The sequence below is a fragment of the Janthinobacterium sp. GW823-FHT03B06 genome (genome assembly GCF_058796955.1).
Genome location: NZ_JBXAJE010000001.1, coordinates 330529 through 343756, shown reverse-complemented (window position 1 = coordinate 343756; position 13228 = coordinate 330529). Strand labels below are relative to the sequence as shown.

General features: G+C 65.1%; 13 protein-coding genes. 3 read left to right on the top strand and 10 right to left on the bottom strand.

The window, feature by feature from the left end; genetic code table 11:
- Positions 1–100 precede the first annotated feature (100 nt).
- Positions 101–589, bottom strand: coding sequence for a tetratricopeptide repeat protein (locus AC1RBA_RS01600; RefSeq protein ID WP_139143152.1), 489 nt, complete (start codon positions 587–589; stop codon positions 101–103).
- Positions 586–2631 (bottom strand): bifunctional 2',3'-cyclic-nucleotide 2'-phosphodiesterase/3'-nucleotidase, encoded by a 2046-nt coding sequence (locus AC1RBA_RS01595; protein ID WP_492416199.1) that lies wholly within the window; start codon positions 2629–2631, stop codon positions 586–588. Before AC1RBA_RS01595 ends, AC1RBA_RS01600 begins: the two co-directional genes overlap by 4 nt.
- 201 nt (positions 2632–2832) lie before the next feature.
- Between AC1RBA_RS01595 and prfB the strand changes: the two genes are divergently transcribed.
- The 3 genes from prfB to lysS all read left to right on the top strand — a co-directional run bounded on the left by prfB (position 2833) and on the right by lysS (position 6189).
- A protein-coding gene (prfB, locus tag AC1RBA_RS01590; protein WP_121669803.1) for a peptide chain release factor 2 occupies positions 2833–3937 on the top strand; the annotation gives its coding sequence in 2 pieces (ribosomal slippage) (positions 2833–2913 and positions 2915–3937; 1104 coding nt in all).
- A gap of 2 nt (positions 3938–3939) precedes the next feature.
- Positions 3940–4641 (top strand): HAD family hydrolase, encoded by a 702-nt coding sequence (locus AC1RBA_RS01585; RefSeq protein ID WP_492416197.1) that lies wholly within the window; start codon positions 3940–3942, stop codon positions 4639–4641.
- Between the two features lie 18 nt (positions 4642–4659).
- Positions 4660–6189, top strand: coding sequence for a lysine--tRNA ligase (gene lysS / locus AC1RBA_RS01580; RefSeq protein WP_034755402.1), 1530 nt, complete (start codon positions 4660–4662; stop codon positions 6187–6189).
- A 193-nt stretch (positions 6190–6382) separates the two neighbouring features.
- Here the strand turns inward: lysS and AC1RBA_RS01575 are convergent, their stop codons facing one another.
- Genes AC1RBA_RS01575 through AC1RBA_RS01540 form a run of 8 tightly spaced genes read right to left on the bottom strand, consistent with a single transcriptional unit; the run spans position 6383 to position 13213 of the window.
- Entirely contained in the window at positions 6383–7384 is a 1002-nt protein-coding gene (locus AC1RBA_RS01575; RefSeq protein WP_492416195.1) for a Gfo/Idh/MocA family protein, read from the bottom strand.
- A 12-nt stretch (positions 7385–7396) separates the two neighbouring features.
- Complete coding sequence (locus AC1RBA_RS01570; RefSeq protein WP_070313560.1) at positions 7397–8419, bottom strand: porin; 1023 nt, start codon at positions 8417–8419, stop codon at positions 7397–7399.
- Between the two features lie 35 nt (positions 8420–8454).
- A complete protein-coding gene (locus AC1RBA_RS01565; protein WP_070219956.1) occupies positions 8455–9414 on the bottom strand; it encodes a 2-hydroxyacid dehydrogenase in 960 nt (319 codons plus the stop codon).
- A gap of 19 nt (positions 9415–9433) precedes the next feature.
- Positions 9434–10393, bottom strand: coding sequence for a sugar kinase (locus tag AC1RBA_RS01560; RefSeq protein ID WP_492417159.1), 960 nt, complete (start codon positions 10391–10393; stop codon positions 9434–9436).
- A gap of 11 nt (positions 10394–10404) precedes the next feature.
- Complete coding sequence (locus tag AC1RBA_RS01555) at positions 10405–11151, bottom strand: sugar phosphate isomerase/epimerase family protein (RefSeq protein WP_492416192.1); 747 nt, start codon at positions 11149–11151, stop codon at positions 10405–10407.
- Positions 11148–11882, bottom strand: coding sequence for an amino acid ABC transporter ATP-binding protein (locus AC1RBA_RS01550; protein ID WP_070291567.1), 735 nt, complete (start codon positions 11880–11882; stop codon positions 11148–11150). The genes AC1RBA_RS01555 and AC1RBA_RS01550 overlap by 4 nt, the downstream gene beginning before the upstream one ends.
- Positions 11869–12519, bottom strand: coding sequence for an amino acid ABC transporter permease (locus AC1RBA_RS01545; protein ID WP_492416190.1), 651 nt, complete (start codon positions 12517–12519; stop codon positions 11869–11871). Before AC1RBA_RS01545 ends, AC1RBA_RS01550 begins: the two co-directional genes overlap by 14 nt.
- 1 nt (position 12520) lies before the next feature.
- Positions 12521–13213, bottom strand: coding sequence for an amino acid ABC transporter permease (locus tag AC1RBA_RS01540; protein WP_121669805.1), 693 nt, complete (start codon positions 13211–13213; stop codon positions 12521–12523).
- Between the last annotated feature and the right edge of the window lie 15 nt (positions 13214–13228).

Genomic DNA, 13228 nt, shown 5'->3' with positions numbered 1-13228 from the left:
CAGAATGATCACGAAGAATTAATCTTTCCGATCAAAAACAAACAATTCCTTCAACACATTCCAATTGCAACAGGCCTGCCCCAGGCAGCCGGCCATGCCCTCAAGGCTCAGGCGGACGGTGCCCCATCGCATGCGTGGCCATCTTCAGATACAGGAACGATTGCTCCTCGCTGTGCGCGTAGCCCATCTGTCCTTCGGCCAGGGCGACGGATTTCTGCTGCAGCGCTTCCGGGTAGTCCAGGTCGCAGGCAGCGTCGAGCCAGTAGCGCGCCCTGGCTTCGTCGGTATCGAGCAGCAGGTTCGCCACGATGAACATGGCGGGCGCCACGCCGCGCTGCGCGGCCAGTTCCAGCCAGCGCAGCGCGGCGCCGCCGTCCTGCGGCCCGCCCATGCCGTTCTTGAGCATCAAGCCCAGGTAATACGCGGCGGGACCGCTGCCCTGCCCCGCCTCCCGTTCAAACAGGATGCGTGCCTGCGGCTGGGTCGCGACTCCCGCGCGCATCAAGGTCTTGGCCTGGGCCGTCAGGTCCGGCCCTGCCGATGCCAGCGGCGATACGGCCAGGGCGATGGCACACAACCATGCCTTCACTTCGACAGGTCCACTTGATACAGCGCAAAGCCCTTGCCCGCACCATCGTCAGCTTTCAGCTGCGTGACGTTGTCGATGCCGGCCGCTTTCGCCAGGTCGATCACGCCCGGCGCCGAATGGAACACCACCGGGCCTTTTGTGGCCACCTTCGCGAAGCGCCAGCTGCGCGCCGAACCGTTTTTCGCGCGCGTCAGGTTTTTCTGCTGCGTGACGTACGCGATCAAGAGTTCGCGGTTGTTATCGGGCGAGGCCACCACCGTCTTGCTGCCGTCGAGGCCAGGGAAATTGCCGCCGCCGCTGGCGCGGTAGTTGTTCGTCGCGATCAGGAATTCCTGCGCCGCGTCCACAGGTTTACCCTTGTAGGTCAGCGCCTTGATACGCCGGCCCGGCGGCTGCGTGACGTCGATCTGGTAGCGCACGTCGGCGCTGGTGATGGCGTCGAAGTTGTAACTCGGGTGGGCCGTGTTGACCAGTTCCTGCGCTTCCAGCTTGTTCGGGTCGATGGTATTGAAGCGCCGCGCCGACTGTTCCAGCCAGGCCTTCAGCTCCGCGCCATTCATCTTCACGCCGTACAGCGCGTTCGGATACAGATACAGGTCGGCCGCATTGTTCAGCGCCACATTGCCCGCCTTCACGTCCGTGTAGTCGGATACGCCGGCCGAGCCGCTCTTGAACGGCGACGACATCGACAGCACGGGTAAGTGCGCGTACTGCGGCAGGTTCGCCTTCACATACGCGGCCAGATAGCTCGATTGCGCCTGGTTCACGACCTCGATGGCGCTCACGTCGCCCACGTCGGCGAAATACGTCGACATACGGAAGTCCGTGGCGCCGACCGGTGTCTGCACGTAGGCGATCGTGGCCGCATGCTCCTCGGCCACCAGTGTGGCGATGGCCGCATCGGGAGTGACATAACTCTTGTCCGCGTTCTGGATGCCGCGCGCTTCCACCGTCGTGGCGCTCTTGTCGACCACCCACTGCTTGCCGTCGTGACGCAGGCGCAAGCCGATCACGCCCAGGTGCTTGCCCCACAAATTGGCCATCACGGTGGGCACGCCGTTGACCAATCCTTTGACCTTGTCGACGCCGGGCAAATTAAACTGCGGCACCGTGCTGGCGGCGTTCGGAAACAGCTGGTGCGAGTGGCCGATCAGCATGGCGTCCACGCCCGGCACTTGCGACAGGTAGTAATTGCCGTTTTCCATGGTGGGCGAATACGGGCTGTCATCGAGGCCGCCGTGCGAAATGGCCACCACCAGTTCGGCGCCTTTCGCGCGCATCTCGGGAATGAATTTTTCCGCCGTCTCGCGCACGCCCTGCGTATAGACGCGCCCTTCCAGCCAGCGCTTGTCCCAGGCCATGATGGTGGGCGGCGCGAAGCTGATGATGCCCACCTTCACGCTGCTGGTCACCGGTTTTCCATCGGGACCGGTGGCCGTGATCTGCTTGTCGATAATGTGATATGGCGCAAACAGGGGCTTGCCCGTCTTGACGCTGTAGACGTTGGCCAGCACTTGCGGGAACGCGGGGCCGGCGCAGCGCGGTCTGCCGGCATCGACGCTGTCGACGTCGAAGCGGTTGCCCGTCACCTGGCTCAAAAACGCCAGGCCGTAATTGAATTCATGGTTGCCGATGCCGCCGCCGTCCACTTTCAGCAGATTCATCGCCTTGTAGATGGCCAGGGTCTGGTCGCAAGCCAGCGGTTTTACCAGTGCCTGGTAGTCGGCCAGGGCCGTGCCCTGGATGGTGTCGCCGTTGTCGAGCAGCAGATTGTTCGGGAATTGCGCACGCGCCTGGACGATCAGGGCCGCCGTGCGTTCCAGGCCGATCGACGGTTCCGCCTGCAGCTTGTAGTAGTCATAACTGAGCACATTCGCGTGCAAGTCCGTCGTCTCCAGCAGGGCCAGGGTGGCGCTGCTGCCGGCCGGCGCGGCCGAAGGCGCCCGCGCGGGTCCCGTGGCGACGGGCGGCAAGGCGCCGCAGCCGGCCAGCAGCAGCGGTAACAGGGCGAGACGGGGAAGTTGACGCAAGGGTTGGCACATGAGAATTCCTGTGGAAAGACAATATCGCCAGCATCATACGCAGCACGATAGCCATCATCAAGGCAAAAATATTGTCGCAAATACAGCAAAATACGCATTTTATTGCCCCGCGCGGCCGCAATTGCGCTGCGGCGGCAGCGGAAACGCGCCGCGCTCGCGTATAATTCAGGGTTTGATTTCACCATAGAAGACCAGAACATTATGGAAGCCGAACGCATCAATATCATCTCCGCCCTGCTCAACGACCTGACGGTCCGCGAAGCCGAACTTCGGAGGTATCTTTGACTTCACTGTCAAGTCGGAGAAACTAGAGCAAGTCAACGAAGAGCTGGAAGATCCCACCGTCTGGAACGATCCCAAGCGCGCCCAGGACCTCGGTAAAGAGAAGAAGGCGCTGGAAGCGATCGTCTTCACGCTGACCAAGGCCGATGCCGACCTGCGCGACACCCGCGACCTGTTCGACATGGCCCGTGAAGAAGGCGACGACGAGACCCTGGAAGCGATCGAGCAGGACGTGCAGGAAATCCGCAAGGTCATCGAAAGCATGGAATTCCGCCGGATGTTCAACAATCCGATGGACCCGAACAACTGCTTCATCGACATCCAGGCCGGCGCCGGCGGCACGGAAGCCCAGGACTGGGCTTCGATGCTGCTGCGCCAGTACCTGCGCTATTGCGAACGCAAGGGTTTTAAAGTTGAAATCCTCGAGCAGTCCGACGGCGAAGTCGCCGGCATCAAGACGGCCACCCTGAAGGTCGAGGGCGATCACGCCTACGGCTTCCTGCGCACGGAAACGGGCGTGCACCGCCTGGTGCGCAAGTCGCCGTTCGACTCGGCCAACGGCCGCCACACGTCGTTCACATCGCTGTTCGTGTATCCGGAAGTCGACGATTCGATCGAGATCGACGTCAACCCGGCCGATATCCGCGTCGACACCTACCGCGCGTCGGGCGCCGGCGGTCAGCACATTAATAAAACCGACTCCGCCGTCCGCATGACCCATGCGCCGACCGGCATCGTGGTGCAGTGCCAGAACGACCGTTCGCAGCACCGCAACCGCGCCGAAGCGATGGAAATGCTGAAAGCGAAACTGTACGAGCATGAACTGCGCAAGCGCATGAGCGAACAGCAAAAGCTGGAAGACTCGAAGACGGATGTGGGCTGGGGTCACCAGATCCGCTCCTACGTGCTGGACCAGTCCCGCATCAAGGACTTGCGCACCGGTTTCGAGACGGGCAATACCAAGGGCGTGCTCGATGGCGACATCGACGACTTCATCTCCGCCTCGCTCAAGCAAGGCGTGTAAGGATGAATGCCTCCGCTCCGGCTCCGGCTCCGCGTGCCTTCCTGTTCGACATGGATGGCACGATCGTCGACAACATGGCCTTCCACACGACATCGTGGCTGGCGTTCTTTGAACGCCACGGCCATGCGCTGGACGCGGACGCCTTTTTCCGCGACACGGCAGGACGGCAGGGACACGAAATCATCGCCAAGTACCTGGGCGAGGATGCCGACCACGTCACCCTGCTGGCGGAAAAGGAAGTCGTCTACCGCGAACTGTATGGCCCGCACCTGGCCACGGTGCTTGGCTTCGACCGGCTGATCGCCAGCGCGCGCCAGCATGGCGTGGGGCTGGTGGTGGGCACGGCCGCGCCAGACGAGAATATCGCGTTCACGCTCGACGGCCTGGACCTGCGCCACCGCTTCGACGCCATCGTCGGCGCCGCCGACGTGGAACGGGGCAAGCCGCACCCGGACGTGTTCCTGAAAGGCGCACAGCTGGCCGGCGCGCTGCCGCAAGACTGCATCGTCTTCGAAGACGCGCCCCTGGGCGTGGAAGCGGCGCGCCGTGCCGGCATGCGCGTCGTGGTACTCACCACCACCCTGCCGGCCGAGGCGTTTGCCGCATTCGACAACATCATTGCCATCGTGCCGGATTTCTCCGCACTCGACGTCGACGCACTGTTTGCCAGCGTGGCGCCAGCGCTGGCACCACATCATCAATAATCACCAACGAAGAACACCATGACTACGGATATCCAAGAACAAGCCGCCGCCCCCGATGAAAACAAGATCATCGCCGAGCGCCGCGTCAAGCTGGCCGCACTGCGCGAACAAGGCGTCGCCTTCCCGAACGATTTCCGCCCCGAACACAAGGCGGCCGATCTGCACGCGCAATACGGCGGCAAGACGCGCGAAGAGCTGGAAGAAAACCCCGTACACGTGGTGCTGGCCGGCCGCATGATGCTCAAGCGCGAAGCGGGCAAGAAAGCCGCCTTCGCCACCCTGCAAGACGCTTCCGGCCCGAAGGCCGACGGCCGCATCCAGATCTACGCCACGCTTGACCTCACCGGCGAAGCGGCCATGGCCGCCCTGCACCACTATGACCTGGGCGATATCCTGGGCGTGCAAGGCACCCTGTTCAAGACCAAGACGGACGAACTGACCATCAAGGTCACGGAACTGCGCCTGATCACCAAGTCGCTGCGCCCGCTGCCGGACAAATTCCACGGCTTGGCCGACCAGGAAACCAAGTACCGCCAGCGCTACGTCGACCTGATCATGAACGAAGAGACGCGCCGCACCTTCAAGGCGCGTACCGCCGCCATCTCGTCGATCCGCCGCTTCATGGAAAAGAACGAGTTCATGGAAGTGGAAACGCCGATGCTGCACACGATCCCCGGCGGCGCGGCGGCCAAGCCGTTCATCACGCACCACAATGCGCTCGACATGCAAATGTTCCTGCGCATCGCGCCCGAGCTGTACCTGAAGCGCCTGGTCGTGGGCGGCTTCGACCGCGTGTTCGAGATCAACCGTAACTTCCGCAACGAAGGCGTGTCGATCCGTCACAACCCTGAATTCACGATGATGGAATTCTACGCGGCCTACACCGACTACAAATGGCTGATGGATTTCACGGAAGCCGTCATCCGCCAGGCCGCCATCGACGCGCACGGCACTGCCACCCTGACCTACGGCGGCCGCGAACTCGATTTGGCAAAACCGTTCCACCGCCTGACCATCGTCGAAGCGATCAACAAGTACGCGCCGGGCTACACGCCGGAGCAGTTGAACGATGCGGACTTCATCAAGGAAGAGCTGAAGAAATTCGGCGTCAAGCCGTTCGCCACGGCCGGCCTGGGCGCGCTGCAACTGGCGCTGTTCGAAGAGACGGCTGAAGCGCAGCTGTGGGAACCGACCTACATCATCGACTACCCTGTTGAAGTGTCGCCGCTGGCGCGCGCTTCCGACACGGTGGCCGGCATCACCGAACGCTTCGAGCTGTTCATGGTGGGCCGCGAGATCGCCAACGGCTTCTCCGAGTTGAACGATGCGGAAGACCAGTCGGCACGCTTCCTGGCGCAAGTGGCCGCCAAGGACGCCGGCGATGAAGAGGCGATGTTCTACGACGCCGACTACATCCGCGCGCTGGAATACGGCATGCCGCCAGCCGGCGGCTGCGGCATCGGCATCGACCGCCTGATGATGATCATCACGGATTCTCCGAACATCCGCGACGTCCTGCTGTTCCCTCACTTGCGCCGCGAAGAGTGATGAACACCTGAAAAATCTACTGCGCGTCGCGATTTGCGGCCTGCGATGCTCACTGTGCTATAGCACAGTTGCGCTTCTTAGCCGCAACTCCCATCCGCTCGCTACGATTTTTTCAGGCGTTCGATGCTTCAAGGCAAAAAAAAGCCGCCTGATTTTTTTAATCAGGCGGCTTTTTTACTGGTGCAGCCGGCCGTCAGCCGGCCAGGGTCACGCGCTGGTGGCTGCGGCTGGCCTGCTGCGCCGCCAGCGCCGTCGCCAGCGCGCGCATGCCGTCGTCGCCCGTGGCGGCCGGCTGCCCTTCGCCGCGCATGGCGCGCTGGAAGGCACGCACCGAGCGCACGTACAGGTTCTCGTGCTCGACGGGGATGTCGACGCTGCCGCCGTCGCGCGTCAGGCTGATGCTGCCGACGGGGCGCTGCGTCATCACGCCGGTGGCGAAGATGGTGCCCTTGCTGCCGATGATTTCCACGCCGGACAGCGAATACGGCGCGTTGAACGCGTCGTGCACCTGTACCAAAGTCCCGTTGTCGAACTCGATGACGGTCATCAGGCCCTCTTCCAGCCCCGCCACCGTCATGCCGCCGCTGGTGGCGCAGGCGGTCACGTGGCGCGGTTCCGAATCCAGCAGGAAGCGCAGGGTGTCGACATCGTGCACGAACATGTCGAGCGTGACGCCGCCCGACTCCGGCGCGTCCAGGCGCCAGCCGCGCAAGTGCTGCGGCAGGTTGTTCGCGTGCAGTACGCGGCCATACAGGGGCTGGCCGATCTCGCCAGCGCGTATCAACTCGCGCACCTTGCCGTGGCTGGCCGCGTTGCGCAGGTGGTGGTTAATCCCCAGCACCACGCCCGCCTCGGCGCAGCCGTCGACCATGCGGCGGGCGTCGTCCAGGTTCAGCGCCAGCGGCTTCTCGCACAGCACGTGCTTGCCCACGCGCGCCGCCTGCAAGGTCTGCGCCATGTGCCATTCGTTGGTAGTGCTGATGTACACGGCATCCGCGCCCGGATGGGCCAGCGCCGCAGCCAGGTCCGTATAGCTGGCGGCGATGCCGAATTGCCCGGCAAAGGCGGCGCCGCGCACAGCATCGCGGCTGACCACGGCCAGCACCTCGGCGTCGCCCTGCTGGCGGATCGCGTCGACCATCCATTCGCGCGCCACGGTGCTGGCGCCGACCAAAATCCATCCGGTTTTCTTCATTCGATTCTCCCGTTAAAAAGTGTGGCGCAGGCCCAGGTTCCAGGCCTGGTTGCCGGTGCCGTTGTCGGTGGCATTGCCCACCACATAGGCGGCGCCGTTGCGGTTGTCGATATGCGCGTAGGCCGCGTACAAGGTGCTGCGTTTCGACAGCGCGTACGTGTAGCCGATGCCGAGCTGGCTAGCGTCGCCGTTGGCGGCGCGCCGGTCGTCGCGCCGCACGTACGAGAACAGGATGCGGTGCGGGCCCACGGGCACGGTGGCGCCCAGCATCAGGTCCGCGCTGTCGACTGTGGTGGCGGCACCGGCCGTGCTCTTGCTGACGGCGACGGCGCCATGCGCCTTGAGCACGCCGAAGTCCCAGGTGGCGCCCAGCACCGTGTTGCGCGCCCTGCCCGTCAACAGCGCGCTTGACAGGGTGTTGGCATCCTGGTGCGCCAGGCGCACGTACAGCGGCCCGCTGGCATAGGTGGCCGCCGCGCCCATGTAGCGCCTGGCCGAGGCATCGCCCGGCACTTCGCCGAAGCCGTACGCCAGTTCGCCGGAAAGGCCACCGCGCACGGGCGAGCTGTAGGTGATGCTGTTGTCGACGCGGCTGATGTAGCCGGCCGTGAAGACGTTGCTCATCCTGCCCGCAAAACCCAGGTAAAACGGGTCCAGCACGCCCAGGCTGCTATCGATGAACGTGTACTGGCGGCCCAGCCGCAAGGTGCCCGCCGCACCGGCGAGGCCGACGAAGGCCTGGCGCCCGAACAGCAGGCCGCCCTGGGCCGAAGCGCCCGTGTCGGCCAGGATGCCCGCATCCATCGTAAAGATTGCCGTCATGCCGCCGCCCAGGTCTTCGCTGCCCTTGAAACCCAGGCGCGAACCGTTGGCGATGCCGCTCGTCAGCTTGAGCACCCTGCCCCCGGGGCCGCCGCTCTCGGACACCACGCCCAGGTCCGCGATGCCGTACATGGCCACGTTCGACTGCGCCGCGCACAGGCCGCCGCAGGCGCCCGCGCCGATGATCATTGCCCTTGCTACCTTGTTCTTCATTTCTTTCCCTGTCTGTCTTTTTATGGATACTGTTCTTAGCTGACCAGGTGGCGCGGACGCTCGCCGCGCAGGCCGGCCAGCAGGTTGTCCACGGCTTGCTGCGCCATGGCATAACGCGTTTCATGCGTGGCTGAGCCGATGTGCGGCAGCGCCACCACGTTGGCCATGCCCGGCAGCGGATTGTCCGGCGCCAGCGGTTCGCGCTCGAACACGTCCAGGCCGGCGCCGTGGATGGTGCCCTGCTGCAGGGCCTCGATCAACGCCGCCTCATCGACGATGCGCCCGCGCGAACCGTTGATGAAGATGGCGCCGGGGCGCATCAGCGCGAACTCGCGCCGCCCCATCATGCGTTCCGTCTGCGCCGTCAGCGGCAGGACCACGCAAACGAAATCGGAGCCGGCCAGCAGCTCGTCGAGCGCCACCTGTCGCGCGCCCAGCGCCGCTTCCACCTCGGGCACCGCTTCGCCGTTCACGTACAGCACCTGCATGCCGAAACCCAGCGCGGCGCGGCGGGCGACGGCGCGGCCGATGCGGCCCATGCCCAGCATGCCGATGGTCTTGCCGTGCACGTTGACGCCGTACTGGCTTTCGCCCACGCTGCGCGTCCAGCGTCCCGCCTTGACGAATTCGGCCAGTTCAACGACCCTCCGCGCGCTGGCGAGGATCAGCGCGAAGATCGTGTCGGCCGTCGTTTCCGTCAGCACGTCCGGCGTATTGGCCAGCAAAATACCCCGTTCGCGCAGGTAGTCGACGTCGAACTGGTCGACGCCCACCGAAATGGTGGAAATGATGCGCAGGTCGACGGCCGGGTCCAGCAGTTCGCGGTCCAGGCGCACGCTGGCGCCCAGCAAGCCATGCGCGCCGCGGATGGCGGCGGCGAACGCGGCGCGGTTGCCCGCGTCGATCGCCTCGAAATACGTCACATCGCATTCGGCGCGCAGGCGCGCCAGCAGCGGCTCGGCCAGCTTTTTATACACAAGCACATGTTTTTTCATGAGTTTTCCCCTGTTCGGTTCAAGATTGGCCCAGCGCGTCGAGCTGGGCGCGGGTCGGCAAGCCTTCCATGTCGCCGGCCACCTGGATGGCGAAGGCGCCGACTCTGTTGCCGCGCCGTACCGCCTGCGCCAGCGGCAAGCCTTCCAGCAAGGCGCTGACCAGGCCGGCCGCGAAGCCGTCGCCGGCACCCACCGTGTCGACCACCTTGTCCACGCGCTCGCCCGGCACCATGCCGCTGTCGCCGTCGGCCGTGCGGTAATAGGCGCCCTCTGCACCCAGCTTGATGACCACCAGGCGCGCACCCTGCTGCAGATAAAAGCCGGCGACGTCGCGCGGCAGGTCGTGACCGGTGAGGATTTTTCCCTCCCCCAGGCCAGGCAACACCCAGTCGGCCCTGGCGGCGAGACGGTTGATCTGTTCGACCATGACGGCTTGCGACGGCCACAGCGAGGGCCGCAGGTTCGGATCGAACGACACGGTCCGGCCATGCTTGCGCATGAAGTCGATGGCCTGGCCCGCGAACGCCAGGCTGGTGGCGGACAGCGCCGCGGCCACGCCCGTGGCGTGCAGGTGGCGCGCGGACAGGAAATAGGCGGGGTCGAAGTGCTCGGGCGCCAGCCGGCTGGCGGCGGAACCCTTGCGGAAGTACTCGACCAGCGGATCGGCGCCGTTCTCGGCCTTCTCCTTGAGCAGGAAGCCGCTGGACTGGCCGGCGACGGCGGCGACCCGGCTGCAATCGACGCCTTCGGCCTGCACGCTGGCGCGGATGAAGCGGCCGAACGAGTCATCGCCCACGCGGCTGAGCCAGCCGACTTTCAAACCGAGGCGCGCCAGGCCGATGGCGACATTCGTCTCGGCGCCGGCCAGGCGGCGCGTGAAATGCGCCACGGCCGCCAGGTCGCCCGTTTCCTCGGCAACGAACATCGCCATCGCTTCGCCGTAGGTGACGACGTCGAGCGCATGCGCTCCATGCATCATTTCGTGTTCCGTCATGCGGCCTCCAGCATCCGGATGTAGCGGCCCGTTTCGGCCACCAGGTCAGTAGCCTCGAGCGGGAATTCGATGGCCCGCTGCACGCCCGGCGCAAAGTGCGCGAAGACGGCGCGCCAGGCCGGATCGGCGGCGGAGACGGCGCAGGCGGACAGCCGGCCCCCGTCATCCTGGACGGCCTTGCAGTGCACATAGCGCACGTACGGCGCCAGCAGGCGCGCCGCCTGCTGCGCATCCTCGCCCACCCAGCGCCAGTTGCCGATGTCGAAGGTCAGGCCCACGGGCAGCCCGATGTCGCGCGCCGCCGCCAGGAAGCGCGCCATCGTCGCCAGCTTGCCGCCATGGGCCGTCTGGTCGTTTTCCACCAGCAGCGCCACGGGCGCGGCCGCCAACTGGGCGCTCAAGGCGTGCAAGTCCGGCGCGGCCGGGTAATGGCCCAGCGACACCTTCAGGTAGCGCGCCCCCAGGCGCGCCGCCTCGTCCAGCATCTGCTGCAGCAACTCGTGCCGCAGCAGCCCGTCCGCGTCCCACAATTCGATGGGCGTGGAATACACCGAGTACAGGCCGCGCGCAGCCACCGCCGCACCCATGCGCGCCAGGTCCGGCAAGTCGGAGGTGAACAGTTCGCGGCGGATCTCGATGCCGGCACCGCCCGCATCGGCCACCACGTCGATGAAATGGCTTTGCCCCAGCTGCCTTACCCTGCTTGCGCCATAGGCCGACGCCGCCACCAAAACGGGGCTCATTTGATCGCTCCCGCGCCGACGAACTGGCGCGCTTCAGGCGTTTGTGGATTGCTGAAAAACGCTTCCGACGGCCCGCTTTCCCACACCAATCCCTGGTGCATGAAGACCGTGACGTCGGCCATGCGCCGCGCGAACTCCATCTCGTGCGTCACCAAGAGCATCGTCATGCCCGCCTGCGCCAGCTCTTCCATCACCTTCAGCACTTCCTGCGTCAGTTCCGGGTCGAGCGCCGACGTCACTTCATCGAACAGCATCACTTGCGGCTCCATCGCCAGCGAACGGGCGATCGCCACGCGCTGCTGCTGGCCGCCCGACAGCTGCTCGGGATAGGCTTCGCGCTTGTGGTCCAGGCCCACCTGCTTGAGCACGCGCAGCGCCGTGGCGCGGCCTTGGGCGTCGGGCACTTTCTTGACGATGCGCGGCGCCAGCATGACGTTTTCTTCCACCGTCAGGTGGGGGAACAGGTTGTAGCTCTGGAAGACCATGCCGACGTCCTTGCGCAAGTCGAGCAGGTGCTCCTGGCGCGCCGTCAGCGTATGGCCGGCCACGGCGATGCTGCCGCTGTCGATGGTTTCCAGGCCGTTGATACAGCGCAGCATGGTGCTCTTGCCGGAGCCGCTGCGGCCGATCACGGCGATCACCTGGCCCCGCTCGACGGCGAACGAGACGCCCTTGAGCACATGATTGGCGCCGAAGCTCTTGCTGATATTGTCGATTTCAACGATGGGCATGGAATTTCCTTTCCAGTGAATGGCTGTAGCGCGACAGCGGATAGCACATCGCGAAGTAGATCAGGGCGACGACGGGGAAGACGATGAAAGGCAGGAAGGTCGCATTGCTGACCAGTTGCCCTGCCCGCGTCAGTTCCACCACGCCGATGATCGAGGTGATCGAGGTATTCTTGATGATCTGCACCATGAAGCCCACCGTCGGCGGCAGCGAATGGCGCAGCGCCTGCGGCAGGATGACGTAGCGCAGCTGCTGATAGCGGTTCAGCGCCAGCGCGGCCGACGCTTCCCACTGCTGCCGCTGCACGCCTTCGATGCAGCCGCGCCAGATCTCGCCCAGATAGGCGCTGGCAAAGATCGTCATCGCCGCGCCGGCCGCGATAATCGGCGACAGCTTGTAGCCGAACAGGGCCAGCCCGTAATACGTCAGGAACAGGACGATCAGCACGGGCGTGCCCTGGACCAGCTGGATGTACAGGGCGCTGATGCAGCGCAGGACCGGGCTGCGCGCCGTGCGCAGCAGCGCCACCGCGAAGCCGGCGATGCCGCCCGTGATGAAGACGATCAGCGACAGGCCGATGGTCCAGCGCGTGGCCTCGAGCAGGAATTGCAGGTTATCCCAGGAAAAGTCACTGATCATGTCAAGCTCCCATGCGCGCCGCGCCCAGACGGCGGCGGCGTTTGAAGACGATCTGGCCCAGCACCCAGAAGCCGAAGCGGAACAGCAGGGCCAGCACGATGTACAGCACCATCACGACGATGTAGATCTCGAAGCTGCGGAAGGTTTCCGCGTCGAGCAGGTGCGCCGCGGCGGTCAGCTCTTCGGCGGAAATGGCCGACACGACGCTCGAGGCCAGCATCATCAAGGTGAACTGGCTGGCCAGCGCCGGATAGACTTTTTCCAGCGCCGGCAGCAGCACCACGTGGCGCATCACCTGCCAGCGCGTCATGCCCAGCGCCTGCGCCGCCTCGAGCTGCGACGGATGCACGGCGCCGATGCCGGCGCGCACGATCTCCGCCGCGTAGGCGCCCAGATTGACCGTCATGGCGACGAGCGCCGCGCCGTTCGCGTCGAGCTGCAGGCCCAGCGACGGCAAGCCGAAGTAGATGATGAACAGCTGCACCAGGAACGGCGTGCTGCGGATGACCTCGACATACGCGCGCACCACGGCGCGGGCATAGGCGGGACCATTCTTCAGGATGACGGCGGCGCACACGCCCACCGCCAGGCCCAGCACCATCGCCAGGGCGCTCAGGCGTATCGTCAGCGCCGCGCCCCACAACAGGCGGTCCAGCGATTGCATGACGAGTTCGAAATGAAATTCATACGGCATACTCAACTCCTTGTC

Coding starts and splice junctions, on each gene's coding strand:
- AC1RBA_RS01540 (WP_121669805.1), bottom strand. CDS start 13,213: ATGCCGTATGAATTTCATTTCGAACTCGTCATGCAATCGCTGGACCGC.
- AC1RBA_RS01570 (WP_070313560.1), bottom strand. CDS start 8,419: ATGAAGAACAAGGTAGCAAGGGCAATGATCATCGGCGCGGGCGCCTGC.
- AC1RBA_RS01545 (WP_492416190.1), bottom strand. CDS start 12,519: ATGATCAGTGACTTTTCCTGGGATAACCTGCAATTCCTGCTCGAGGCC.
- AC1RBA_RS01575 (WP_492416195.1), bottom strand. CDS start 7,384: ATGAAGAAAACCGGATGGATTTTGGTCGGCGCCAGCACCGTGGCGCGC.
- AC1RBA_RS01555 (WP_492416192.1), bottom strand. CDS start 11,151: ATGAGCCCCGTTTTGGTGGCGGCGTCGGCCTATGGCGCAAGCAGGGTA.
- AC1RBA_RS01565 (WP_070219956.1), bottom strand. CDS start 9,414: ATGAAAAAACATGTGCTTGTGTATAAAAAGCTGGCCGAGCCGCTGCTG.
- AC1RBA_RS01560 (WP_492417159.1), bottom strand. CDS start 10,393: ATGATGCATGGAGCGCATGCGCTCGACGTCGTCACCTACGGCGAAGCG.
- AC1RBA_RS01550 (WP_070291567.1), bottom strand. CDS start 11,882: ATGCCCATCGTTGAAATCGACAATATCAGCAAGAGCTTCGGCGCCAAT.
- AC1RBA_RS01595 (WP_492416199.1), bottom strand. CDS start 2,631: ATGTGCCAACCCTTGCGTCAACTTCCCCGTCTCGCCCTGTTACCGCTG.
- lysS (WP_034755402.1), top strand. CDS start 4,660: ATGACTACGGATATCCAAGAACAAGCCGCCGCCCCCGATGAAAACAAG.
- AC1RBA_RS01585 (WP_492416197.1), top strand. CDS start 3,940: ATGAATGCCTCCGCTCCGGCTCCGGCTCCGCGTGCCTTCCTGTTCGAC.